This window comes from Pseudalkalibacillus sp. JSM 102089 (genome assembly GCF_041366475.1).
Taxonomy (GTDB): Bacteria; Bacillota; Bacilli; order Bacillales; family Guptibacillaceae; genus Guptibacillus; species Guptibacillus hwajinpoensis_B.
Genome location: NZ_JBEWYW010000012.1, coordinates 49,665 through 76,113, shown reverse-complemented (window position 1 = coordinate 76,113; position 26,449 = coordinate 49,665). Strand labels below are relative to the sequence as shown.

Here is a 26,449-nt window from a genome sequence, read left to right as displayed (position 1 = left end):
ATAAATAGTTGAAAGGGGAATTTTACATGGGTATTCAGATCACTTCAGGGTACACACCGTTTACAACAGAAACCGTAGTGCAATTTTTAGAGTATCACAAGCTTTTGGATCGCACCGCTCCCGTTCATGTAAAGGAAATTGGCGATGGCAACTTAAATTATGTCTTTCATGTTCAACACAAGAAAACAGGACAATCCTGGATCGTCAAACAAGCCTTGCCTTATGCCAAAGTCGTTGGCGAATCCTGGCCGCTTACACTTGATCGATCCAGAATTGAAAGCGAGGCACTCAAGCAAGCTCACGCGCTCGTTCCTGACTTTTCTCCGATCGTTTATTTGCATGACTCGGAAAAAGCCGCAACGGTTATGGAAGATTTATCAACTTACACTATTTTAAGAAAAGGACTTATTGAAGGTCGTATATATCCTGAGCTTGCAAGAAACGTCGGTACCTATCTCGCTCATACACTCTTTTTCACTTCTGATTACGGTCTTGGTTCAGCAAATAAGAAAGAGCTTGCCAAACGGTTTAGTAATCCAGACTTATGTGGCATAACAGAAAGCCTCGTATTTTCAGATCCTTTCTACAATGCCGAAAGCAATGCCTTTACAGAAGAGCTTCGAGCAGATGTTGAATCGCTGTGGGAAGATGACGATTTCCTCACTGAAGTTGCCTCCCTCAAACACTCTTTTTTAACAAAAGGAGAAGCTTTGATACACGGGGACTTACATACAGGTAGCCTGTTTGTTACGGAAAGTTCAACTAAAATAATCGACCCAGAATTTGCTTTCTATGGCCCAGCTGGTTTTGATGTCGGTGCTTTTATCGCCAATATTGCGCTTAGTATCCTGTCGCAGGAGGCACATAGGTCAGAAGAAGAGAAAGAAGGATACCTCGCTTATTTATTTGGCGTCACTACTGAGGTTTGGAACGTATTCGAATCTACTTTCCGATCATTATGGGCCGACCATCTCTCAGAAGATAATCGTTATTCAAGAGGATACCTAGACGCTCTTCTACAATCTATTTTTGTCGATAGCATTGGATTTTCCGGCTGTAAGATCATCCGAAGAACGATTGGACTTGCTCATGTAGAAGAGATCGAGACGATCACTGATCCAAAAGTAAAACTCGCTGTGGAAAAAAAGGCGCTTACCCTTGGAAAAAAACTTATTTTAGACCGAAAAAGCATCACTTCGATTGAACAATACATTAAAGCCATCAAGGAGGTCATTTAAATGACTGTCATCTCATCACTCCAATGGAAAGGTGATCATCTCTTACTGCTCGATCAACGGCAGCTTCCACAACAAGAGATCTACCTTAAGCAAACGGCAATCGAGGATGTCTGGAATAGCATTTCTGCCCTTGTTGTCCGCGGAGCACCAGCCATTGGAATCGCCGCAGCGTATGGTCTTGTTCTTTGGAGTCAGCATGTCCAAACAAACGAAGCAACAGCGTTTAAGACAGCGCTAGTCAACCAAGGGAAATATCTTGCCTCCTCTCGTCCCACTGCAGTAAATCTCTCTTGGGCGATTGATCGCATCATCCGAGCTAGCTTTTCCTTACCGACAGTGAAAAAAATGAAAGAAGCGATTCTGCACGAAGCACTTACCATCCATAAAGAGGATGAGCTTGTCTGTCAGCGGATTGGAGAACATGGTCTGAAGCTATTAAATGATGGGGATACCATCCTCACACATTGCAATGCAGGTGGGATCGCAACAGCAAAATACGGGACGGCTCTTGCGCCTCTCCATCTGGCAAAGGAAAACGGTCTCTCCATCTCCGCAATTGCGACGGAAACCAGACCAGTTCTACAAGGTGCTCGATTAACCGCATGGGAGCTTGAGCGTGCTGGTATTGACGTTACGCTTATTACAGACAGTATGGTAGCTCACGTTTTAAAAACGAAGAAAATCGCTGCAGTTATAGTCGGTGCTGATCGGATTGCTGCAAATGGTGATACAGCTAACAAGATTGGTACGCTTGGCCTTGCCCATATCGCAAAAGCATATAACGTTCCTTTTTATGTTGCTGCACCCATCTCAACAATTGACTACTCGATCCCTAACGGAGAAGCGATTCCGATTGAGGAGCGAGATCCGAAAGAAATTACGCATTATAAAGGTGAACGTGTTGCAGCTGAGAACATTGATGTATTTAATCCTGCTTTTGATGTGACGCCAAATGAATTACTCAGCGGAATCATTACGGAGCACGGTATCGTTCGAACACCGTACGCTGAAAACCTTGCTCATCTTGCTTTGCCACACGCTAAAAACACGGAGGTACATTCATGAAACGCTTAGGACTTATTTTATCCATTCTTCTTCTCATCGTACTTGCTGCTTGTACTAATGAGCAAGATGCCGTAAGTACACCAGAAGCAAGCACAACGGAATCTAGTGAGACAACTTCAAACACAGGTGAAGAAGCGTCTAAAACTTCTTCAGACATTCCAAAAGAAGTTCAAAAACCTATCAAAATAGCAGCGATTATGCAAGCATCCCTCGGTACATTTTCTTCCCAGTACGTAAAAGGAGTTGAAGATCAGGTAGAAAAATTTGGCGGAAGCGTTCAAGTTTATAATGCTGATAATGACCTTTCCAAAATGGCTACACTCCTTGATACAGCCATCAACCAAAAAGTCGATGCGATCTTAATTGATCATGGCCGAGCAGATGCACTCGAAGCTGGAGTGAAAAAAGCTGTTGATAAAGGCATACCTGTCGTTGTGTTTGATAGCGATATTAACGTGCCAGGTGTAACAGTTATTGATCAAGATGATTATAGTCTTGCATGGAATACATTAAAAACGCTTGCTCAGGATTTAAATGGTGAAGGAAATATTGTCTATGTATGGGTGGGAGGATTCGCACCTATGGAGCGACGAAATGCGATTTATGAGGCGTTTCAGGAACGCTATCCAGAAATCAATGAAATCGCTAAGTTCGGGACCGCGAGTGCTAATACAGCTCTTGATACCCAAACCCAAATGGAAACTATTCTAAAACAATATCCAAACAAAGGTGATATTGATGCTGTATTTGCTCCATGGGATGAATTTGCGAAAGGCGCTACTCGTGCCATTGAACAAGCTGGTCGAGAAGAAATCAAAGTTTACGGCATCGATATGAGTGACGAAGATCTCCAAATGATGCAAAAAGATAATAGCCCATGGCTCTCATCTGCTGCTACTGATCCGGCGGAAGTAGGACGTGTTCAAGTACGTTTTGCTTATCAAAAAATTGCTGGAGAAGAAACGCCTGAGATTTTCTCACTTGATCCTCATCTTGTAAAACAATCTGATTTACCAGACAAAACCATTTCAATGAGTGAATTAGGCAATTACGTCGATGACTGGGGCTCTTCTGACGCAGCTATTTCTCCGTGGATGGAAAAATTAACGCAACAGGATGATAGCAAATGAGTGAGTTATCCATCCAAAATATTTCTAAATCATTCGGAAATATCCCTGTATTAAAAAACGTCTCCCTGACGATTCGTTCAGGCGAAGTGCACGCTCTGCTCGGTACGAATGGAGCTGGTAAAAGCACGCTTATGAAAATGGTTTGTGGAGACTATGAACGAGACAGCGGCTCTATTTTACTTAACGGAGAACCTCTAGCGATTCATACACCTTCCGATGCAAAAAAAGCAGGCATCGGAATGGTGGTGCAAGAAGTTGATTCGGCTTTGTTTCCTACCCTATCCGTTTCTGAAAACATTTGGGCTGACTCAATGAATAAATCACCTTTTAAGTGTTATTCTTCTAGCAAAGAACGGCAAAGAACAAGAGATTTACTTAACTCTCTTGGTATAACCTTAACTCCTGATAAACTGGCTTCCGAATGTTCGCTGTCAGAAAAACAAATGATCTTAATTGCTCGAGCAATGGCACAGGAGACGCAATATTTGATACTGGATGAACCAACTGCTCCACTTAGTGTAGAAGAGACAAAGCTATTATTTCATCTTATTAACAAACTGAAGAAGAAAGGCGTGGGGATGATTTACATTTCTCACCGCATGCCAGAAATAGAAGAAATAAGCGATCGTTTTACGATTTTACGAGACGGCAAAGTTCATCTTTCAGCTGAAACAAAAACCGTTTCAGCTGATGAGATCATTACCAGTATGGTTGGGTCAAGTCTTAGAAAAAAAGAACCCCGTCAAACAAAGAGCACGAGTCATGCTTTAATGCGGGCTGAGAATCTCTTTATACCCGAAACTGGAAAAACAGTGAATTTCTTATTGAATCATGGTGAAATCATTGGTGTCGCAGGACTTGTAGGTGCAGGAAAATCGGAAACAGCATTAACCCTCTTTGGAGCAACAAAGCATACAAGAGGATGTGTTCACATTAACAACCAAACATACCGCTTTCGCTCTCCAGCTGATGCGATTAAAGCCGGCATTTGTCTTGTACCAGAAGAACGAAGGAAATCTGGTATTCTACTCGATTTCTCTTTATCAGAAAACCTAACGCTCCCTTCTCTACGGCGTCATTCGCTTAGAGGATTCCTTAATCGAAAAAAAGAGGAAGATTATTCATCCAGGCAAATAACTCAGCTCGGCATTAAAGCAGCTTCACCTAAAGAACCGATCCATCATCTAAGTGGCGGAAATCAACAGAAAGCGGCTATCGGAAAATGGTTATACGATGATCAGAAAGTATTTCTCTTTGATGAGCCAACAAAAGGCATTGATGTGAACGCCAAAGCCGAAGTGTTAGCTCTAATAAAAGAGCTTGCCGACCAAGGAAAAGGGGTTTTATATTTTTCCAGCGAAATCGAAGAGCTTCTTGATCTATCAGATAGAATCCTTGTTATGTACGATGGCGAGATTACCGCCACGCTCACAGGTGAAGAGATGACAGAGGAAGCCATTATGCAAGCAGCTACAGGAGGTAGGAAGATTGAAATCAGCAGCTGAACTCGTAGAAACACAAAATCAAAGAGGGCTCGCCTCACCATTCAAGGATAAAGTGATCAGCTTTTTCGTCAAATATGGTACGTTACTCGTCATCGTTGGACTTATTCTCATCTTCACTATTCTTAACGATCGCTTTCTTACTTACAGTAACTTTGCAGATATCCTTCGCTCCATTTCAATTGTGACACTCGTTGCACTCGGTGTTACCTTTACATTAATTGTTGGAGGTTTTGACTTATCTGTTGGCTCAACCGTTAGTCTCGCTACTGTTGCGAGCGCATCTGCCTTAGTCTGGTATAGGCAAGAACTTCTCGTCGCTCTACTCATTCCTATTCTGATCGGGGTATTGATTGGCTTAATAAATGCCTTCATAACAATTAAAATCAGAATCCCTGATCTTCTTGCAACGCTAGCCGTTATGTATATCGTGAATGGGATTCAACTAACTTATACGAAAGGTTTTTCCATTTACAACAATATGCCTATGAGTGACGGGACAACAGCCCCAGGCAAATTCATTCCATCTTTTCTTTTTATTGGCCAGGGTGAAATCGCGGGTGTTCCTTTTCCAGCGATTTTTATGATTGTTTGCGTCATTCTCGTTCACCTTTTTCTCACTTATACACGAGCGGGACGATTACTTTATATGACAGGCAGTAATCGTGAAGCAGCAAGGTTGTCAGGTGTGGCGGTTCAACGATATCGTACGCTCGCCTATGTACTTAGCGGACTGTTTGCCGGAATTGCTGGAATTGTTCTTGCCTCAAGAATTGGAACTGGTCAGGTTTCTGCTGGTGCACCTTTACTTATGGACGGCGTTGCCGCAGCGTTGATTGGTTATTCAGTACTTGGTTCTGGAAAACCAAATGCATTCGGTACGTTCATTGGAGCTGTCTTAATCGGAATTCTCTTAAATGGTCTAACAATGTTGAATGTTCCTTATTATGCTCAAGATATTATTAAAGGTACGATTCTGATTGGAGCCCTTGCATTCACGTTTTATCAAAACAAGCGAGAAATTAAAATGTAAAAAAGGCGATGCCATGCGCATCGCCTTTTTTCACTAACCGCCGCTCATGAGGCTTAGATTTCGACTCATTGGAGGTAGACGCACCATTTAACTAGCCTACCAATTCAACGGAGGATTTCCTATAGGAGGACTCGTTTGACCAGAGAAATAATGCTCATGTTTTTCTTTTGATATCGTTTCACCGCTAAACGTATGATAATGACCACCACCAGGCAATGTAATCGGCGGACTAGATTGAACGCTATAACGATGCTGGTGACCCTGATCAATTACCGTAATCCCTTCAATACGGTGAACATGTTGATCAAACGAAGTCCCATTTACGGGCAAACTAAAACCTATCATACTTAAATGGTGATGATTGTATCTCTTTTCGATGCTCCCACGAAAATAATGAGAGTGAGCTTCAGGTAAAGCAACTCCTTTAGACACATACTCCCTCCTCCCCTTCTACATACATGACTCCGCGTATCTGTAGCCCAGATTTCTTCCTTCATTAATTCAAATCGATTAAAACCCTTATTTAGCTTGAAGTTGATGCATGAAATCAAAGGAAAAATGAATCCATGATCGAATACATTACAAAGACGGATTTTTAAATCCAACCAGAGAGAGGTGACCTATGGCTTCTTCATTTCAAATTTATGGACACCGCGGTTCATCAGGTACGCATCCTGAGAATACACTTCTTTCCTTCCAGGCTGCTCATAGAGCTGGTGCTCACGGAATCGAACTCGACGTTCAATTAACTAAGGATCTTGTTCCTGTTGTTATTCATGATGAACGAGTTGAGCGAACGACGAATGGCATAGGTTTTGTAAAAGACTTTCTTTACGAAGATCTTATCCGATTAGACGCTGGCCTAACATTCTCCAACCGCTTTCAGGGCTCGTCGATTCCTTCATTAAAAGACGTGTTGGAATGGGTTTCTTCCACTTCTTTACTCCTAAACATTGAACTAAAGAATGGCGTCTTTCCGTATAATAGTCTAGAAGATCGCGTCCTGGATCTTCTTACTTACTATAAGCTTTGCGACCGAACCATTCTGTCATCCTTCAATCATTATAGTATTCAGAAACTCGCACAAAAAAACGATAAAATTGAAACAGCAGTTCTTTTAATGGAAAAAATCATTGATCCATGGGACTACCTTCAACGCGTTGGAGCTCAAAGTCTTCACATAGAATGGCAGGCAGTGGATGAACATTTAATGAAAAACACCCAGAAGCGCGGAATTCCCGTGCGAGCTTTCACAGTAAATGATCCTCTACAAGTATCCAACCTCCAGAAACTCGGTTGTTCAGCGATATTTACGGACTACCCTGCTTCTGCTATCCAAACGATATAGCCTGCCCACCCAAAAAGGGCTAATGCCTACGTCCACATTTCCACCTCCCAACATACGTTAGTAAAGAAGCGACACATATTGACGGGAGGAACAATCATGAGTGGTTACGGTCAAGGTTTTGCGTTAATCGTTGTTTTGTTTATTCTTTTAATAATCATTGGTGCATCTTACATTTCGTAACTAAATTAAAAAGAAGGCTTCCGCTCTTTATAAGCGGAAGCCTTCTTTGTTAATCCTTCATTAATCTTTTATATGGTGATGTTCGGTCAATTACAAGCTCGTATTCGGATTGGTAGATGTATTTCCAGGTGTACGCGTTTCGCTTCCTGGAATATTTGTTGGCTCAGATTGATTTTCACTAGAATCAGATACTTCCTGACCTGCTTCTTTTACTTTACTTCCAATTTCATGCAAGTCTTCTCCAGCTTCTTTCGCTGTTGAAATCACTTCTGTTGAATCTTCTTTTACCTGATTCACCTGATCAACCACTTCATCATTTACTTTTTCATAAAGTGATTGTGCATCGTTCATAGCTTCCTTTAATACGGAAGATGCTGATTGAATACGATCCATCCAGTCGTCCTTTACTTCACCTGGATTTTCTTTCACACGTGTATAGAAACCTCTAGAAGAATCCTTTACGTTTCCTGCTGTTGAGCGTACTTTATTTCGAGTTGTAGAATCAAGCATAGCTACAGCGCCACCTACGATCGCGCCTACCAAAATACCTTTAACAAGCTTTCCGTTCTTTTCTTCGTTTACTGTCGTTGTCGTTTGCATGACGATTCCTCCTATTGTCTTTCTTAGTTTACTTAGCTAGTTTTTTCTTTCCCTTTCTATTAAAAGCTAAACTAAAAAATTTGACATGAACTTCCTTCTTCGCATCAGAATGCTGCTCTGTTATAATAGACAACGTTGTATGACAGCAGTTCGTAACCTTCCTGCTTCATCAAAACTAAAGGAGGAATTAGAATGAATAGCATGGATAAAGCATGGCTACCTTCTTCCGGACCAATGCCTCGTCCGGAAAGCGTAGAACAAGCACGAGAAGTAATAAAAAACGAAGCATTTGATGCACCAAACGTTCAGGAAATCACGTTTAATGCACTCGAATTCACAGCAGTTTGTCCCAAAACAGGACAGCCTGATTTTGGACGAGTTGAAATTTCATATGTACCCGATGAAAAATGCATTGAGTCAAAATCACTGAAATTTTACCTCTGGTCTTACCGTGACGAAGGAAGCTTCTGCGAGACACTAGCTGCCCGCATCGCAGATGATGTTGTCTACGCAATCGACCCTTTGAAAGTTACAATTACTGTTTATCAATCAGCACGAGGCGGTATCGAGTTAAAAACAACAGCTGTTCGTGAGAAAGCAGCATCATAATATGACGAACCAATACATCGACCGTCAACTTGTCCTGTTTAACGTGTTATTTGCGACTTCCATTGTGATCGCAAACGTACTAGCAGGAAAAGTGGTGATGATCGGAAGTTTCGTGATTCCCGCGGCCGTTGTGATGTACGCCTTTTCGTTTCTATTCACAGATATCATTCACGAGAACTACGGAAAAGAAGAAGCAAAACGAACCGTTCAGTATGGATTTATTGCGCAAATTTTTGCTAGTATTATGATTTATCTTGGTATGCTTCTACCTGTAGCACCTTTTGCAACTGATACGCAGGCAGCCTATGAAATTCTACTAGGTCAGAATTATCGATTTGTTCTTGCCAGCCTTGCAGCCTATCTCGTTTCGCAACACGTAGACGTTTATATTTTCTCTGCGATTAAGAAGCGTACAGCTGATCGTCATAAATGGCTTCGGAATAACGTGAGTACATTGACTTCTCAGCTACTTGATACAACCATTTTTATCACAATTGCGTTTATCGGAACTGTCCCAAACATATGGATCATGATTCTTTCACAATTTGTGATTAAAATGGCGCTTGCTCTTTTAGATACGCCCATCTTCTATTTTTTCACAAAAATCAATGGTGCTAAAAAGCCCATTCATAACGAAAAACCTCTGGATGCATGATCCAGAGGTTTTTTTGATATTTACAGTCCATTCTGATTAGCTAGAGTCATTGTAACAGTCTGTTGTTTTCCGTCACGATAGAACGTGACATCCATTTTATCTCCAACTTTTTTATTGGAATACAAGTACTTACGAAGGGCGGCTGAATCCTTTACTTCCGTATCATCAAGCTTAACGACGACGTCCCTTTCTTGCAATCCGGCGTCTGAAGCTGGTGAATTAGGAGCAATGCCCATAAGAACAACTCCACTCTCTACACCTTCAGGTAGATTAAGCGTACCAGTCCAATACTGTGTTGGTACTTCAGCTAACGAGGCAGGTGTAACCCCCATTACTGGACGCTTCACTTCACCTGTCATTTCAAGCTGCTCAATGATCGGTTGCGCATCGTCAATCGGAATCGCAAATCCAATGCCTTCAACTGTTTCTTCTGCAATTTTAGATGAATTAATCCCAATTAATTGACCTTTAATATTAATTAATGCACCACCACTGTTCCCTGGATTAATCGATGCATCTGTTTGAATAACATCCGCCTCATAATCAGGTTGTCCGTTCTGGTCAAGATCGACAGGAATCGTACGACTTGGGTTACTAATAATTCCCTGCGTTACAGATCCTTGTAGGAAACCTAATGGGTTCCCAACCGCAATAGCAGGTTCCCCTGTTTGTAGGCTAGAAGAAGAACCAAGTTCCGCAACTGCTTCGACATTCTTCGCATCAATTTCTAACACAGCTAAGTCCATTAACGCATCCGTGCCTAGTACCTTCGCCTCTGCTTTTTTCTCATTGCTTAACGTTACATCTACTGAAGATGCCCCTTCAACTACGTGATTATTAGTCACAACATATGCTTTTCCGCCCTCATTCTTGTAGATAACACCAGACCCTGATGCTGCAGCCTGTCCCGATTGGCCAGATGGATCTTCTAAAGAAAATCCACTACCCTGGTTTTGATAGCTTGTAATACTTACGACAGCATCCTGTGCTTTTTGAACAGCCGTTGTTATATCAGATGAGACATTGTATGCTACATTGGAAGTTTCAACATCCCCACTTGCAGTAGTGGTTACCGCCGCTTGATTTGTTGAAGACTGTTCTACATTCGAGACGAGCGGCGCCGCAACAAGCATAACGGATGCTCCGACAATTGCGCCGAACGTACTAGGTAAAAACCAACTTATACCTCTTTTTGTCTGTTTCGCTCTTGATTGATTATCGTCATAGTAACCCATTCCCCGGTCACCCTTTCTCCCTTTTGATTTGTTTATAGTTCTATTGTAACGAGAGATGACGGTCGTTGCCTAAATATGTGATATTTTTGATATTGTTTGATATTTAACGTCATTTCATTTTTTTCTACAGGGTATGTTCTTTATTTCCCTGGTATGACGCCAAATTAACTACTGTGTTGTCTAAGGAATGTGACAGTATGGGAAAGCTAATTGAAAAAGTTGTCCCGTGATTCACTTCACTATGTACGTCAATTTTACCATGGTGATCCTCTACAATTTTATAGCTGACCATTAAACCAAGCCCAGTCCCATTTTCTTTTGTTGTATAAAAAGCTTGATCTAAATGCGGAATGTCTTCTTCGGCAATTCCAACTCCTCTATCCATAATATGAATAGTTGTCCAATCACCATCATTAACAACTTTCAAGCGAATTTCTCCTCCATCTGGCATCGCTTCCATCGCATTTTTCACCAAATTGAGGAAAACTTGTTTCAACCTAACGTCTTCCCCCATGATTTGAACTTGCTCTTCAGGAAAGTTAGTATAAATCGTGATTTGCTTATTTTCTGCTTCCTGCTGCAATAAACTGACAACGTATTCGAGGCAATTCGTTAAGCTAATCGGCTTCAAATTAATTGATTGTGGCTTGCCAATCACCATTAAATCATTAACGATTATCGTTAATCGTTCTAACTCCTGTAGCATGATTTTAGAATATTTCGGGTTGTAGGTTTGCTCCAATTCTTGCAGCTGTACAAACCCTTTAAGAGAAGTTAAAGGGTTCTTAATTTCGTGAGTGACTCCAGTCGCAATCCTTCCAATAAAAGCTAACTTCTCATTATGTGCAGCTTGCTCATACGATTTCACAATTGTGTTTAAATAGGATTGGAAGCGATTTAAAATAATAAACGTAATTCCCGAAAATAAAAGAAGTATAAGAATCGGAAATACAACGATTGGCGACATCGTAAGAAAGCCCATTATGGCATACTTTCCAGTTATTCCAGCCACAACAGTGATATAAAACCGTTTGTTCACGAACAAAGGAGAGAACAAAACAAAGAATAATTCAACTGGGCTTCCGCTAGCATACATCTCGTCTGTTCCAATGTAGCGAAAAATCTCTGTGACGAGAGCTGTCGTCATAAATACGACAAAAAAGAGATATTTTGTAGCAAAGGGCTGCTGCCTCTTTGAATACCACCTGGAAATAGGGATTAATGAAAACTCGATGGCATATATGATCATTATGGGAATGAGTGCTTTCGATTCATTTAGCAAGATCATAGTCGTATCGGGATCGATTAAAGGACTAATAATAAACCGATACACATCATATAAAATAACGGATACAAAAAACAGAAAGATAAATAACTTATTTGCCCGTCTTTCTTCCTCAATCTTGATTTCATTACGTATAGGTGAACGCATATTAGCTCCTTACCCCGCTCATGCAGTTACATATTTTTCAAAGCAATGATGATTATACCATAAAATATTCGACAAAAATCTCCAAATTCCTCTATTTTTGTAAGCAACACTGAAGGTATGGATTCTAATGATTGTCACGCGAAATTCTCATAAAAAAACCCTACAGTTTTTTTGTAGGGTTTTACATATATTCATTTTCCTTCATGAATTTTTCTTCATCTATTTTGTTTTTAACAACAGGTGGTTCAACCGTTAGTTTTGATAATCCAATTCGTTCCATGACGTTGTTTACTTCTTCTGAAGACACTTTACTGTTCACTTTTTCGTCTGGAAATGCCCAGTTAACGAGGGCGCTGGCCATTTCAATGGCGTAACCCTTGTTACGATACTCAGGTATCAGGTGATACCCAACTTCAAGATTACTTGACGCTTCCATATTTTTATATCCCATCGTGCCGATTACTTTTTCATCAGAAGTATGAATCAATATGCCTTCCCACTTGTGACTCACTCTTGAAATAGCAGAGTCATTTAGATGAAAAGGTAGAAATTCTTCGAACTGCACATTTTTAAACTCTTCAGGTACTTCAACATGTAACAGCTTCTCTAATTCTTTTTTATCAGTCATAGCTTTAATTAAATCAAATGAGAAAGGAATAATGGTCAGACGATCGGTCTGAAGATAAGGCATTTTCTCTCAAAAGTCCTCCTTGTGAGTTATTTTCTTGTGGTTGAAAATGACTTTTTACACTATACCTTATTGCTTTACTTACTGTAAACAATACCCCGATCATTTAATAATAAACGGAATATTCCCATCATTGCACGTGCTTTGTCCCTTTCTTTACTAGGATATGCAAGCCAAAGGAAAAAGCTGCTACAAATGTAGCAACTTAATGTTTTCTTTTCGAATCTTTCACAACTTCTTCTTCTTCAAAATCCGCCAGGCCATTATTTAATAGTTCTTTATACTTTCCAGCTATTTCACCTGAAATGATTTCTTCTTGTTCTAGCTCGTTAATTTTATCGTACTGGGCATAAAGTGAGTGCTTTCGTAACGTAATTAACTGACTTTTTTTAAGATCAGGATATTGATCTAATAAAGCATCAAGTTCACGATGACTGCTGTCAATTTCATTCTGGTAACTTGTCAACAATTCAGAAAAAACTGGTTCGGGAACGAATAGCTGTGTCTTCAGTTTTTTAATTTCTGCAACTCCAGCTTCATGACGATGCAGGTTCGCAACAATGTCTTCATACTCTTTCGATCCGCTATGCTTCGCTCTTAAACCGAAGTAGCTAATTAGTGGTTTAATCGTTAGACCTTGAACGACTAATGAAAATAAAACAATACTAAATGTAAGAATTAAAACGGTGTCTCGTCCTGCGAAATCTCCCGGAAGACTAAGGACTAGCGCTATGGATAACGACCCTTTTAAACCGCCCCAATTAAGGACATGCCTCCATGACCACGGAAGCCCTTTAACAAATAACGTACTTCCGTAGACTGCAATACTTCTTCCTATTAAAACAATTAAGAGAGCTAATCCTATCGTGCCCCACTGATCAGCGAAATTAATTCGAGTAATTTCAAGACCAACCATTAAGAAAACAATAGAATTTGCTAATAAAGCGGCAACATCCCAAAAGTTGTTAATATTTAATCTTGTTGTTGGACTCATTCCAACTTTCGAACCAAAATTACCAAACGTTAAAGCTGCTACAACTACTGCAATAACCCCGGAAACATGTATACTTTCTGCAGTTAAATAGGAACCATAGAAAAGGAGAATACTAAAAATAATTTCAAGTGGATAATCATCAAAGTACTTTGTAAGGATTGAAATTGCATATCCTAATCCTCCACCGACAAGCAATCCACCAGCAACAACTTTTATGAATTCAAAAGCACCGCTCGTTAAGCCTCCCCAGCCCATATCAAGATAAGCTAAAAGAGAGAAAGCTGATATTTTAAATAAAACAACTGCAAGCCCATCATTAAATAAGCTCTCTCCCTCAATGACTGTAGAAAGTTTGTGATTTACTCCCATACTTTTAAAAATCGATAATACACTAACGGGATCTGTTGCACTCATCAATGCAGCAAAGACGAACGAAACTGGAATTGATAATCCAAGAAGAAAGTGTGTTGAGAATCCGATCACTAGAAAGGAAAGGAAGGTCCCACCAAAAGCCAGCGCAATGATCGGCTTTTTGTTTTGATTTAAATGGGAGAAAGGCAATTTTAGCGCAGCTTCCCCTAGAAGTGCAGGAAGGAAAATCGTTAAAATAACAAAATTAAAAACGTCACCCTCCGTAATGAACATTTTAAGCGGTTCAAGTACGGGAATGTTAAACAATCCGATTAAAGTGCCAATAATCACAAGGGCAATCGGATAAGGCTGCTTCAGTTTCTTAGCTATCGCTGTAATACCCGCTGCAATCATAGTAAGGATAAGTCCAAGTTCAAAAATATGATGCATATCTAAATGTTCCATATAGAGCCTCCGATCGTAAGTATCTTCTCATTATAACCAATATTCCACAGTATTGGAAAATTCCTTTCACTTCTGTTTCATAAACATGCGGTGATCAAAACAATGCAAAAGCATACCTGATCTCTTACCTTCTTTACTATCTCCTGCACTTTATGAATCATGCTCGAAAATTCACTGTTGTCTAAAGTGTTCATGATCGTTGGCTTGAACGAAACAAAAAAAGGAAGAGTTCAATGTTTGAACTCTTCCTTCTCTAACTTTAATTTACTCCAACTTGACTCCAGGCGCTTGCAACAGCATTGTACGTTGTACCTGTACCATATAGATCTGATGTCGCTTGAAGTAGTGCTGAACGGGCTGAACTAAAGTTGCTTGTAGGTGTTAAATAGACACTTAGTGCGCGATAGTAAACCTTCTCTGCCTTGGCTTTGCCAATGCTTTGAATTGTTAAGTATGCAGCTTTGTTAGGAATTCCACTGTTCGTATGAACTCCGCCATTATCAGATGACGTATAATAATAATCATCCATATGAGATGGTTGTCCATACGCTTCAGGGTTAGATAGACTTCTTAATGCATCTCCTGACTTGTTAGGTGTATAGACATCTTCGCCCATTAGGAAGTCTTCTGGCTCAACAAAGTAGCCAAATACGTCCGACATCGATTCATTAAGAGCCCCTGATTGGTTCTGATATTGAAGTCCAGCTGTTCTTTCCGTAACGGCGTGGGTAATTTCATGAGCCACTACATCAAGTGCACCTGATAGCGGAGCGAATACTGATCCATCTCCATCACCGTAAACCATTTGTGAGCCATTCCAGAACGCATTGTTGTAATTCGATCCATAATGTACAGTTGAACGAATCGTGGCTCCATTGTTATTAAAGCTATTGCGATTATGTGTATTCTTGTAATAGTCATACACAACACCAGCATTGTAATGAGCATCCACTTCTGCACCTTGAGAACTAGACGTAAACGCATTGTTGCTATCTACCGCATAGCTTCCTGGAAGGGATGTTCCGTTATTAGCTGTTCTTGTTTCAATCACACCGCTCATTGCCTTCGTCGTGTCATAAAGGTAGTATGTGCCATTTGAATAATACGTGTTGAGGGACTTATAGTTGCCAAGGATGCCATACCCGTATCCTGTTTCTGCTCCATCAGCCACTGCATTATATGCGTCTACGATCGATCCATCGCGAGCATCCACATAAACTTGCCAGTTTGCTGGATAAGGGTCGATGAATTGAAGCTGTACTTTATAAGTTAAGTAGTACTTGTTATCTTTCTCATAAACAACTTTCTCACTTTTTTCTACCATATCAAAAGCATCAGATTTTCTTACAAAGCTTGGTTCATCACTCACAACGTTCTGTGGTTTTACATCAATGTGATCCCATGCTTTCTCAAGTGCCTCTTTATCAGAAAGCTTTACATCTGAACTTCCTTTATAATTCTTAGATGCTTCTGGATGAAGGTCTCCATTTACAGCTGTAACTTCGCCTTTTTCATCCGTATGTACGATGAATTTTGCTCCGTCGATCTGAACACCCTTTACTGTTTGAACATATTCATAGTGTGTCATTCCGAGCTCATCTGTCGTTTCATTTACTAGTTTCAAATCTTTCGTTTTCACTTTAAAGAGAGATTCGTTTGACTTAAGATATGATTTCACGGCTTTCTCTGTTTTCACATTCTTTTCTGATAGTTTACCAGAAAGGAACGAAGGGACCTTACGTTCACTTTCCCAATCCTGCTTTACAATTTCCATTTTTTCCAGGGCTTGTTTCTGCTCCGCATTTAAGTTGTTAGAAGAAGCAGCAGAAGCAGACGGGAGAGCTGAACCAAACGCAAGACCTGTTGCAAGTACAACGGCAATTCCTTTTTTCATTTCATTTCCTCCGTTTCAGAATAGTGAGAATTTTTGGTACATTTGTAGATTATCACAGAATTCTTAATGTTTGTATTGGGAAATATAGAGGAAAACATGAGTTTATAAGTCGTTATTTCACTTTGAATTTCCCAATAACAACTTTGTAATCTACGTGTTATAATTTTCTTGTGCTTATCATAAAATGTAAATTTATTACATAAATAGGTGGTTAAATGAAAATAAGACAGACCAATGGCCTGTCTAGAAAGTGATGATTTATTATTTATCTACCAATGGTACTATATTTGATAAAAGTAACAATTCTCGCATGTTAGCATTTCTACCCTACTTTTTTGATCGTAATCTCTTAACTAGTACATGATTCGAATATGTTTCCACCTTTCTGAATGTCCAAAATTAAAAATTCACTTCATATAACTATGCATATACTCTTCTACTCCTTCAACCGAGAGAGGTTTACTATAAAAATATCCCTGAACTTCATAACAACCTAACTCATGCAAAATCCGTAGCTGCTCTTCCGTTTCTACCCCTTCTGCAATAATCTCAAGTCCAAGGTGATGAGCCATTGAAATAATTGTTGTCACGATGGCTAGGTCTCCTGAGTTACTCGTAATATCACGAATAAATAACCGATCGATTTTCAAGCGATTAATCGGAAGCTTGTTCATATAACTTAACGAGCTATATCCCGTTCCGAAGTCATCCATACTTATTTCTAGTCCTAACTCTCTTAGCCTGTTCAATTTCTCGATCGTTTCCTTTTCATTAAACATAGCCATGCTTTCTGTAATTTCCAATTCAAGTGAAGAAGACGCAAGCCCCACATTTTGCAGTATAGATGAGATAGTACAAACGATATCCTCTTGATAAAAATGGCGCTGTGATAGATTAACCGCCATCGTTAGGTTCCTTCCAAAATAATCCTGCCACTTTTTCAATTGCTGACAAGCCTGACTCATTACCCACTTCTCAATCGGTATGATTAATCCTGTTTCTTCAGCAGCGGAGATAAATTCATCCGGAGAAATCAATCCGATAGACGGGTGTTGCCACCTAACAAGCGCTTCAAATCCAATCACATTGTTCGACCTCGTATTGATCTTAGGTTGGTAGTGTAGGATCAGCTCGTCTTCATCAATGGCACGACGCAAATCGTTTTCTAATACGATCTTATGTAAGGTTTGATTACTCATCTCATCTTTATAGAAAGCGTAGTTATTGGTGCTCTTGTCTTTCACATCATACATCGCCATATCCGCATACTTTATCAGCTCAGCTGCATCCTCCCCGTGCTGAGGATAAAGCGAAATACCAATACTTGCCGTCAACAAACATTCCTGATGATCGATTAAGAGTGGATATTGAAATGATTCAAGCACATGCTGTGCAAGTAGTGACACACCTTTTTCTCCCAAATTACCTGTCACTATAATGGTGAATTCATCTCCGCCAAGTCGTGCCACAACAAAACGATCATCTAATACTTCAGAAAGACGCTTTCCGATTGCTTGAATGACTCGATCTCCAAATTCATGACCGAATAAATCGTTAATTCGTTTAAATCGATCAAAATCGAGCAACATAATCGCAAATGAAACCGGATTTTCATGCATTAATAAGCGTTCTAGCTCTTCATTAAAATATCTTCGATTTGCCATGCCCGTCAACTCATCATGATAAGCTAAATAATGAATCATTTTCTCTGCTCGGTTGTTCTCAGTAACATCCTTTGCAATCCCATAAACGCCAACAATACGCCCACTGATCATAATTGGTACTGTGGAAATATATAGCTCTTTATAGTCTCCTATTTTAGTCTTTATTAGAACCTCAAATTGATGAACCTCTCCTTGTAAAGAACGCTTAAACATGCCTTTAGCAAGATTTGCATTCTCCGGAGCAACCACGTCTTCAAATGTCATTCTCTTAAGATCTGAAATGGAGTAGCCGGTATATTCCGAAGCAATGAAATTTACACTTATAAACTTTCCATTCGGATCAACTGAAAATACAGCATCGGGGTTATGATGAAACAAGGTTTGAAACTGTTGCTCGTGCTTGACTAACTGTTCGGACTGCTCCATTTGTTTCAAAACTCCATACCGATCAGGAATATAAATAAGTAGACCGATGCACAACAGATTGAATGCAAGTGCAATAAGATAGGGATCACCTTGCTGATCGAGATTAATAATCAACTTTTCCTCGATCATTCCATAAAACACAAGGTACGGTAAAAATAAAAAGACCGTTCCTGAAGCAAGGCTACCTAACACATTCCAGCCCAAACTAATTAATAAGTTTTCATCACTATTCATAAGATGAAGAAACCTAACAATACATAGAGAAAACCCTATAATAAGCAACAAAGCTAATATCAATTGAACGAAATTGAATGCGATAACTTTATTGAAATACACAAGGTTCCCTATAAAAAAAGTTAAAAAGATACCTCCCGCTACTAGGAATCCACCCCTGAGTAAAAATCGCCCTCTCCAATTCTTATTCAAAATAATTCTTATAACAATATAACTAATCACACTGCTTAATAAAACCATAATCAGTCCATGAAACACCAATACTTCTCTATCTTTTATTTCCAATACAGATAGATTCACCATTATATTAATAGAATAAAAGAAAACTCCTAATACGAATGAAACTATACCAATCTTCCATTTTGGTTGTTCACGCTTTTTCTTTAAGAAATGACGGATGAATGAGAGCCCGCCATAGAAGGTAAGAAAAGAGACAAAAAAACCCAAAATAACAAATATATATTCTAATTGATATAACGAGATAATTGACTTCATTAATATCCTCCGACTTTATTCTATGTCTCTCCGAAGACAGACGTTTACATAGTATTTTGGGATAATCCATTGCTATTGAACAGATATTAGAGAAATCCGTTATGAAGTCATTCATTCATACATAAATATGGTACAACCACATCCAAGCAGGTGAGTATGATATGTATCAAAAAATCGCCGCAGTAATATCTGGAAGCATCTTAGTTGGTGCTGGCATTAACGCTTTTCTTGTACCGAACCATCTCATCGATGGGGGAATGATCGGAATTGGCCTCATTATCAAATACATTTGGGGCTACCAAACAGGATTTACCATTATTTGCTTAAGTGTACCTCTTTATATTATTGCGTTTTTATATTTTCGGCCTTACTTCTACAATAGCCTTCATGGTTTATTACTTTCTTCATTTTTTATTGATATTCTCTCTCCCCTTCGATATATATTTTCATTTCCGACCCTTACTAGCGCTGTCCTTGGCGGCTTTTTTGTTGGATCAGGCATTGGTATTATGTTGAGATATGATACAAGCACCGGCGGAACAGATCTGCTTGCTCAGTTCATCTCCCGTGTCCTGTCATTGAATATTGGTATCATTATCTTTCTCATCGATGGGGTTGTTATTATTATCGGTTCAAAGACGATTGGATTGAATGCTACATTATACTCTGCCATAACTATTTTTGCAGTTGGAATTGCGACTAGCTTACTAACATTAAATAAAGAAACTGCTTAAAAGCGCTGTGCATATGCACAGCGCTTTGTTAGTTATTTACTTTTTGGGTATTCCAGTAGTGTTCACTAATGACATCCGCAATCGCTTTAACTGTTCGACTCAGCTGTTCGAGGTTATTATCTACGCCTCCTATTTCAATTAACATAGCATTAGGAGATATGTCCTGGTTGTAGATACCGTCTACCCCTTGACCTTTTTTCCCAATAACTCCCCTGCTGAGCCCAGGATACTTGGTCTTCAATTTTTCATGTAACTCTTTTGCAAGTGCTAAGTTTTTCTCGTAATTTGGATTCTCTTCTCCAATAACAAAGACCGTACGAGCATATTCCTCATTGTTAATTGTCACTGTCGTATCTTTTTCTCTTAAAGAGTCTCGATGAATATCAATAAACAAATTAAAATCATCATTTCCTGCCACAGCCGATTGTACGATTGTTCTAGACACATCATATGCTTTACCGTGTTCCCAACCTTTTTCATTTAAAAGCACGCCTATATTTGAGTCATCTACTTTTGCTCCAATCCCTCTCTCAGCCAGCTCTTCTCCAAGTAGCTTACCAACTAACGTAATGTTCGTTTTTCCATCATTTGCAAGATTAGCATTTTTGTTGCCTTCAAGTCCTAGTAACGGCAGGTATGATTCATAACTATGAGAGTGATAAATAAAAGCTACTTTTCGACCATTTGTTGTTTGAAGAGGAGGTGTTACTTGATCCTTGGAATCATTTATCTGTAATTTTTCAGTTGGAACTTCACGTTCTTTTAACAATTCATCTAATGCAGGAGTTGATTCAATAGGGAGATTGGTGAAATTCGTCCCTTCACCAGCTACGTGGATTTTAGCATCATATAAAGCAAACCCTGGTAGCTCCCCACCCAAAAGACTACGTATATCCCCGGGTTTCACACTCGTAATAAACTGAAAGGCAACTAAGGACAGCGCCGGCGGCTCACTTTCCTCTGGTAGTACTTGTGTCAAGTAATGGTTTTCCGTCCCCATTCCATAAACGAGAGCTTCAGTCGAGAAACTTGTAATCCAATCATGTAACACAGAAGAGGAGAGTTGATACTTCGTTTCTGATGAGGAAATCATACCTGCCACAATAAATAATAAAATAAGACCAACAATAGTAAAAAATGAAACCAACCTAATTTTATTATTGCTTGTACTACTAAAAAGACTTTGTGAGCTACTTTTCATTTTTTTCCCTCCCACTCCTTAAACGTCATACTCTATGTCTATGAATTCGCACCCCAAAATAGAAGATTTTTTCACTAGTGATCATAGAAACGCATACATAATTCAGGAAGAAATAAGCAAAATATATTTGATAATTGAATGTTTGAAAAGTATGATAAAGATGAGGATACAGGAGGTGAACAGAATGGGAAAATCATCCGCATATATTACTGCAATAATTTTGTTCCTAGTTATGGTTGTAGGCTTTACATACTGGCTTTCCACAACCGAAGAACATGCTGGTGGAAATGAAGCCGGCCATAGTGAACAGTCTGAAGAAGGCGGTGGAGATTCAGCTGGAGGAGAAGCCGAGAAAATCTTCTCTCAAAACTGTGCGTCATGTCATGGGGAAAACCTTGGAGGCGGTGCTGGTCCTGCTCTTGAAGCAGTAGGTGGCAAGTATTCAAAAGATGAAATTCTAGAAATAATCAAGAATGGTAAAGGCGGCGGTATGCCCGCTGGTGTCATTCAAGGTGAAGACGCTGAAAAAGTAGCAACGTGGCTCTCTGAGAAAAAATAATAGCGCTTTATTTTAAGCTCTCCCTCTTCAAAGAAGGAGAGCTTTTAAGTTTTTGACTGTGCTAGTTCCCCTCAAAAAAGAAAGCGTTATCATGAAATAGCATATGTTCAAGATGTTTTCATTGAGCTATCGCTACTTTCCCTGTATAATGAACTTGTAAATATTATAACGAACTATCTTCGGGGCAGGGTGTAATTCCCGACCGGCGGTGAAGGATAAGTAATTCCTCAAGCCCGCGAGCCTGTAATTTGGGCAGGATCTGGTGTGATTCCAGAGCCGACAGTATAGTCTGGATGGGAGAAGATGGTGGAGTAGTAAGCTTTCTTTGAATTATAACAGAAGCTTGCTTATTTCCCCATGCCGTAACCATGAGCCCCATACTCATGGTTTTTTGTGTGCACTGGGGCCACATCTCCTTTTTCGGTGGTTCGAAAAAAAGGGAGCAATATCACAATGAAAAGTGTTTCAAAAACGCAACGTATGATTGTCGTTGCGATGTTCAGCAGTATTTCTTACTTGTTAATGCTTTTAGATTTTCCACTGCCTGGATTTCCTGTTTTTCTACAAATAGACTTCAGTGAAATTCCAGCACTATTTGTTGCCATTCTGTATGGTCCAGTTGCAGGGATACTTGTAGAAGCGATTAAGAATTTCATTCATTTTGGAATTCAAGGAAGCTTCACCGGAGTACCAATTGGTCAAATATCAAACTTCATTGCAGGAGTTTTCTTGATCGTACCAACTTCTTTAATCTTCCGTAAATTTAATCAAACTCAGAAGGGATTAGCACTGGGATTGACGCTCGGAACGATCTTAATGTCGGCAGTGATGGGACTGTTGAACTATTTAATTATTCTTCCAGCATATACGTGGTTTATGGGCTTTGAAGAAATGTCTTCATCAGCTCGTCAGGCTCTCGTATTAACAGGAATTACACCATTCAACCTTGTAAAAGGCGCTATTATAGCAAGTATATTCGTTGCCTTTTTTATAAAATTAAAACCTTGGTTTGCTCGTCAAACGAGAGTTGCTTAAATATCAAAACCCGAATCTTACAATAAGATTCGGGTTTTTTATATGAATAGAAAACGAACGCTTAAGAACTGACTATTGTAAAAGGATTTTACCAATTTTTGTTGAAACAGTTACAAAAAGGTTTTTTATGGGGGGATACTATATGCTGTCATTAGAATGGTTAGAAAAATCAACAATCCTTGATCTTCAGCATGCAATGTTAGAAGACAAGCTTACTTCTCTGCAGCTCGTACAGTTCTATCTTGAACAAATCGCAAATTATAATCCACGAGTAAACGCTATACTAGAAATCAATCCTGACGCCCTTTTCATTGCAGACTCCCTTGATCGTGAACGCATACAAAATGGACCTAGAAGTTCATTACACGGAATCCCAATCCTGCTCAAAGATAACATCAACACCGATGACCACATGCATACAAGTGCAGGTTCTATGGCATTAGCTTCTTCTTATGGTAAAAATGACGCTTTTCTAGTAAAAAATCTTCGTCAGGCTGGTGCTGTGATTCTCGGGAAAACCAATATGACCGAATGGGCTAATTTCATGAGTGAAACAATGCCTAATGGATTTAGTTCAAGAGGCGGTCAAGTCTTTAACCCCTATGGGCCTGGAACACTTGACGTCGGAGGATCGAGCTCTGGTTCTGCTGTAGCTGTTGCCTGTCATTTCGCTACGGCTGCTATAGGAACAGAAACAAATGGCTCTATTCTTAGCCCATCAAGCTCCAATGCTGGTGTTGGTCTAAAACCAACCGTGGGATCTATTAGCCGAACTGGAATTATTCCTATTTCTTATTCACAGGATACGGCTGGCCCAATGACACGCAATGTCACTGATGCTGCTATCCTTCTCGGTGTGTTATCAGGAAAGGAGTCACAAGATCAAGCGACGCATTTTGTACCTGAGTACCATGATTATACTCCATATCTCTTCCCTACATTACTTGAGAATTTAAGAATAGGTGTCGTACAAAAAGGCTATTATGATGCGATGCATCAGGAAGAACAAGAACAATTGACTAAAGCCATGGAAGATCTTAAAACGATAGGTTGCTCTATTGTAGAAGTGAAAGAGATAAGTCTATATCAGGAAGCGTTAGAGAGTGACTACCAGGTCCTTCTCCACGAATTCAAATCAGGAGTGAACAGCTACCTTGCTAAGGAAACAACCTCTTCTGTTCCACTAGATCTATCAACAATTATTGATTACTATAACCAAAATCAGGCGACTTCTCTGCCATTTGGTCAATCGCTTCTTATCGAATCAAATCATACGCAAGGAACATTATCTGATCCATCCTATCTCAAAAGTCGACTTCAAGATTTGAAATACGCAAAGGATGAAGGTATTGATCAACTTATGGAAAGAGAAGAGCTAGATTTATTACTATTCGCAGGCTCTTACGGTTCAACACTTCCCGCAAAAGCAGGCTACCCTTCTATAACCGTACCAGCTGGTTTCACTTCTAATAACAAACCTTTTGGCATTACTCTGACTGGTAAAGCATTTAGTGAACCACAGCTTATTAAACTTGCTTACGTCTTCGAACAACATACACATCATCGAAGGTTGCCGTATTTGTTTATCAATAACCAGACGACACATGAGACAAGATGACTATCATTTATTAAAGAACCATGATCAAACTTTTCCTTTTCACACCAAATAAAAAGCGCGTGCCTCTCGGCTCGCGCTTTTTAAGATTACTTCTCGATTGTTACCCATTTAAGAGAAGAATCGGCACCAAACTTGTGGATGTGGTAGTTTTTCACGTAGTCTTTCATGATAATAGCGGAACCACCTTGATAAGTTGGTAAGATCGCTGTATCTTCTTCGATTAGAATACGCTCAGCTTCTTGCATCATTTCCCAGCGCTTCTGCTCGTCCGTTTCAGTTTTTGCACCTGAAACTAGCTTGTCATACTCTTCGTTAGAATAATCCATGCGGTTATAAGCGCCGTCTGTTTCAAACATGTAGATGTAAGTCATTGGATCTGGATAGTCTGGTCCCCAACCACCAGTTGAGATATCAAAGTCTCCTGCATCTTCAAGATCAAGGAATTGCTTCCAAGGCTGTTTGTTAATTGTAATTGTAAGACCGTCTAGCTTAGACTCAAACTGATCTTTCGCATACTCTGCAATTTTGGATGCAAGGTCACTATCAGTTGTAAGGAATTCAAGTTCAACTTTATCTGTACCAAGAGCTTCTAGACCCTTCTTCCAGTACTCAGCAGCATCGTCTGCTGTTTGATCTGCAAGATAGCCGTCTGTAGCTGGTGCACGGAAATCTTCATCGTTAAAGAATAAGAATTCTTTTGGTACAAGATAGCGAGCTGCTACTGAACCATTGTTAAGCAAAACATTTACTAGACCGTCGCGATCATAAGAAAGGTATAGCGCTTTACGAATGTCATTGTTCGCAAGAGCTTCGTTCTTCTGGTTCATACGAAGGAAGTAAATAGTTGTATCAAGAATTGTTGTGAAATCTTCGCGATCTTTGAACTGATCAACGAAATCTGCACTAAGACCAGCACGATCAATTTTTCCAGTTTCATAAAGGTTAACTCGAGTTGCTTCATCTTTTACGATTTTGTAATTCGCTTCTTTAAGTTGTACTGTATCTGCATCCCAGTACCCATCATTTTTAGCAAGCTTCCAACCGTCGCCATGATTCCATTCAGCTAGTGTAAATGGACCGTTGTAAAGCATTGTATCAGATTCAAGAGAATAGTTTTCGCCTTGCTCTTCAGCAAAGTCTTTTGGCTGTGGATAGAAAGATGCAAATGTTAAAAGGTCGAAGAAGTAAGGAACCTCTTGAGTCACTACTACTTCAAGTGTTTTCTCATCTACTGCTTTAACACCAAGCTCTTCTACCTTACCGTATAAAGGATCGCCTTCAGTGATAATTTCGTTACCATTCTTAATTCCTGCAGCACCCATCATTGATGCATATCCGCCCATAGTATCTGGGTGAATAATTTTGTGCCAAGCATATACGAAATCATCTGCTTTAACTGGAGTACCATCAGACCAATTCGCATCATCACGAATCTTGAAAGTATAAACAGTTTCTCCGTCTTTTTCTTCAACTTGTGGCTCTTCAGCTGCCATACCTAGAACTGGCTTGTTGTCTTTATCTAGACGATACAGCCCTTCAAATACCTGGTTCATTGCGTTAAATGCTACTGTATCTGTAGCCTGTGTTGAATCCATAGTCGGTATATCCTGTGTATCCGTTAAATTTAGCACCTGTTCAGCTGATCCCTCAGAGCTATCGCTATCTCCGCTGGTTGCTTCTCCCTCACTGTTCGAGTTACTAGACGTGTTTGAGTTACCAGAACACGCTGCAAGGAAAAGGCTTAACAACAAGATGACCGAAAGCAGAAGCGAAAACTTTTTCTTCATTGTGTTACCCCCTATTTGTTTGTACCATTCAGTTGAAGATCTAGCACAATGTAGACTCTTCACAGTTAATTATTCAAACGAATACATTCGACGGAAAACGTTGTGAGATCTATAACAGGGAGGTCATATCACTCAACCTATGTAAACCAATGCCGACTATTCGTTTGAATATTAACAATTAACTGAATGATTAAATTTATTTTAAATTTCAAAAAACTTTCTGTAACCATCCAATTTAGCCAAAAGTATACCATCCAATTTGTCTTTTCCTACAAAA

General features: G+C 39.7%; 23 protein-coding genes and 1 riboswitch. Of the genes, 13 read left to right on the top strand and 10 right to left on the bottom strand.

All coding sequences use genetic code 11. The features are described from left to right. Window positions 1-26: 26 nt before the first annotated feature. The 5 genes from mtnK to ABVF21_RS19415 are packed head-to-tail and all read left to right on the top strand — an operon-like array spanning window position 27 to window position 5,968. Window positions 27-1,238, top strand: a complete 1,212-nt coding sequence (gene mtnK, locus ABVF21_RS19435) for an S-methyl-5-thioribose kinase (protein ID WP_371018804.1) — start codon at window positions 27-29, stop codon at window positions 1,236-1,238. Beyond that, window positions 1,239-2,303 carry an S-methyl-5-thioribose-1-phosphate isomerase gene (gene mtnA, locus ABVF21_RS19430; RefSeq protein WP_371018803.1) on the top strand — a complete coding sequence of 355 codons (1,065 nt, stop codon included), beginning with the start codon at window positions 1,239-1,241 and terminating at the stop codon, window positions 2,301-2,303. Next, window positions 2,300-3,433: a sugar ABC transporter substrate-binding protein gene (locus ABVF21_RS19425; protein WP_371018802.1), complete on the top strand. Its 1,134-nt coding sequence runs from the start codon at window positions 2,300-2,302 to the stop codon at window positions 3,431-3,433. Before mtnA ends, ABVF21_RS19425 begins: the two co-directional genes overlap by 4 nt. Then, the gene (locus tag ABVF21_RS19420; protein WP_303532877.1) at window positions 3,430-4,938 is read left to right on the top strand and encodes a sugar ABC transporter ATP-binding protein; all 1,509 of its coding nucleotides are present in this window, start codon (window positions 3,430-3,432) and stop codon (window positions 4,936-4,938) included. Before ABVF21_RS19425 ends, ABVF21_RS19420 begins: the two co-directional genes overlap by 4 nt. Before the next feature lie 55 nt (window positions 4,939-4,993). Beyond that, window positions 4,994-5,968, top strand: coding sequence for an ABC transporter permease (locus ABVF21_RS19415; protein WP_303533234.1), 975 nt, complete (start codon window positions 4,994-4,996; stop codon window positions 5,966-5,968). Window positions 5,969-6,064: 96 nt separating this feature from the next. Here the strand turns inward: ABVF21_RS19415 and ABVF21_RS19410 are convergent, their stop codons facing one another. Continuing rightward, a complete protein-coding gene (locus ABVF21_RS19410; protein WP_371018801.1) occupies window positions 6,065-6,400 on the bottom strand; it encodes a YmaF family protein in 336 nt (111 codons plus the stop codon). A gap of 190 nt (window positions 6,401-6,590) precedes the next feature. On the opposite strand from ABVF21_RS19410, the gene ABVF21_RS19405 reads away from it, so the two are divergent. Together ABVF21_RS19405 and ABVF21_RS19400 are read left to right on the top strand one after the other, a co-directional pair. Beyond that, window positions 6,591-7,316, top strand: coding sequence for a glycerophosphodiester phosphodiesterase (locus ABVF21_RS19405; protein ID WP_303532879.1), 726 nt, complete (start codon window positions 6,591-6,593; stop codon window positions 7,314-7,316). Between the two features lie 96 nt (window positions 7,317-7,412). Next, window positions 7,413-7,496: a YjcZ family sporulation protein gene (locus ABVF21_RS19400; RefSeq protein WP_136948306.1), complete on the top strand. Its 84-nt coding sequence runs from the start codon at window positions 7,413-7,415 to the stop codon at window positions 7,494-7,496. 90 nt (window positions 7,497-7,586) lie between these two features. Here the strand turns inward: ABVF21_RS19400 and ABVF21_RS19395 are convergent, their stop codons facing one another. Then, window positions 7,587-8,096 carry a YtxH domain-containing protein gene (locus ABVF21_RS19395; protein WP_303532882.1) on the bottom strand — a complete coding sequence of 170 codons (510 nt, stop codon included), beginning with the start codon at window positions 8,094-8,096 and terminating at the stop codon, window positions 7,587-7,589. Between the two features lie 192 nt (window positions 8,097-8,288). Here ABVF21_RS19395 and queF point away from each other — a divergent pair, with 192 nt between their 5' ends. Together queF and ABVF21_RS19385 are read left to right on the top strand one after the other, a co-directional pair. Then, entirely contained in the window at window positions 8,289-8,705 is a 417-nt protein-coding gene (gene queF / locus ABVF21_RS19390; protein ID WP_226615987.1) for a preQ(1) synthase, read from the top strand. 1 nt (window position 8,706) lies between these two features. Continuing rightward, complete coding sequence (locus ABVF21_RS19385) at window positions 8,707-9,360, top strand: queuosine precursor transporter (RefSeq protein WP_303532886.1); 654 nt, start codon at window positions 8,707-8,709, stop codon at window positions 9,358-9,360. Window positions 9,361-9,380: 20 nt separating this feature from the next. Here ABVF21_RS19385 and ABVF21_RS19380 read toward each other — a convergent pair whose 3' ends face one another. The 6 genes from ABVF21_RS19380 to ABVF21_RS19355 form a co-directional block, all read right to left on the bottom strand. Beyond that, window positions 9,381-10,595 carry a S1C family serine protease gene (locus tag ABVF21_RS19380; RefSeq protein WP_303532888.1) on the bottom strand — a complete coding sequence of 405 codons (1,215 nt, stop codon included), beginning with the start codon at window positions 10,593-10,595 and terminating at the stop codon, window positions 9,381-9,383. A gap of 124 nt (window positions 10,596-10,719) precedes the next feature. Continuing rightward, entirely contained in the window at window positions 10,720-12,027 is a 1,308-nt protein-coding gene (locus ABVF21_RS19375; protein WP_371018800.1) for an ATP-binding protein, read from the bottom strand. A gap of 181 nt (window positions 12,028-12,208) precedes the next feature. Next, entirely contained in the window at window positions 12,209-12,718 is a 510-nt protein-coding gene (locus ABVF21_RS19370; protein ID WP_303532890.1) for a GNAT family N-acetyltransferase, read from the bottom strand. 202 nt (window positions 12,719-12,920) lie between these two features. Further along, window positions 12,921-14,525 carry a cation:proton antiporter gene (locus ABVF21_RS19365; protein WP_303532891.1) on the bottom strand — a complete coding sequence of 535 codons (1,605 nt, stop codon included), beginning with the start codon at window positions 14,523-14,525 and terminating at the stop codon, window positions 12,921-12,923. Between the two features lie 259 nt (window positions 14,526-14,784). Then, a complete protein-coding gene (locus tag ABVF21_RS19360) occupies window positions 14,785-16,419 on the bottom strand; it encodes a M4 family metallopeptidase (RefSeq protein ID WP_303532894.1) in 1,635 nt (544 codons plus the stop codon). Between the two features lie 407 nt (window positions 16,420-16,826). Continuing rightward, complete coding sequence (locus tag ABVF21_RS19355) at window positions 16,827-18,743, bottom strand: putative bifunctional diguanylate cyclase/phosphodiesterase (protein WP_371018799.1); 1,917 nt, start codon at window positions 18,741-18,743, stop codon at window positions 16,827-16,829. A 656-nt stretch (window positions 18,744-19,399) separates the two neighbouring features. Between ABVF21_RS19355 and ABVF21_RS19350 the strand changes: the two genes are divergently transcribed. After that, window positions 19,400-19,972 carry a YitT family protein gene (locus tag ABVF21_RS19350; protein WP_303532901.1) on the top strand — a complete coding sequence of 191 codons (573 nt, stop codon included), beginning with the start codon at window positions 19,400-19,402 and terminating at the stop codon, window positions 19,970-19,972. A 28-nt stretch (window positions 19,973-20,000) separates the two neighbouring features. Here ABVF21_RS19350 and spoIIP read toward each other — a convergent pair whose 3' ends face one another. Next, window positions 20,001-21,173 (bottom strand): stage II sporulation protein P, encoded by a 1,173-nt coding sequence (gene spoIIP / locus ABVF21_RS19345; RefSeq protein ID WP_303532903.1) that lies wholly within the window; start codon window positions 21,171-21,173, stop codon window positions 20,001-20,003. 232 nt (window positions 21,174-21,405) lie between these two features. On the opposite strand from spoIIP, the gene ABVF21_RS19340 reads away from it, so the two are divergent. From ABVF21_RS19340 to ABVF21_RS19330, 3 genes are all read left to right on the top strand, one after another. Continuing rightward, entirely contained in the window at window positions 21,406-21,732 is a 327-nt protein-coding gene (locus ABVF21_RS19340) for a c-type cytochrome (protein ID WP_194219975.1), read from the top strand. Window positions 21,733-21,903: 171 nt separating this feature from the next. Then, a riboswitch (FMN riboswitch) is annotated at window positions 21,904-22,041 on the top strand. Between the two features lie 144 nt (window positions 22,042-22,185). Next, entirely contained in the window at window positions 22,186-22,767 is a 582-nt protein-coding gene (locus tag ABVF21_RS19335; RefSeq protein WP_242057313.1) for an ECF transporter S component, read from the top strand. A 142-nt stretch (window positions 22,768-22,909) separates the two neighbouring features. After that, window positions 22,910-24,385 (top strand): amidase family protein, encoded by a 1,476-nt coding sequence (locus tag ABVF21_RS19330; RefSeq protein WP_303532906.1) that lies wholly within the window; start codon window positions 22,910-22,912, stop codon window positions 24,383-24,385. Between the two features lie 86 nt (window positions 24,386-24,471). Here the strand turns inward: ABVF21_RS19330 and ABVF21_RS19325 are convergent, their stop codons facing one another. Further along, complete coding sequence (locus ABVF21_RS19325) at window positions 24,472-26,172, bottom strand: peptide ABC transporter substrate-binding protein (protein WP_371018798.1); 1,701 nt, start codon at window positions 26,170-26,172, stop codon at window positions 24,472-24,474. Window positions 26,173-26,449: the final 277 nt, after the last annotated feature.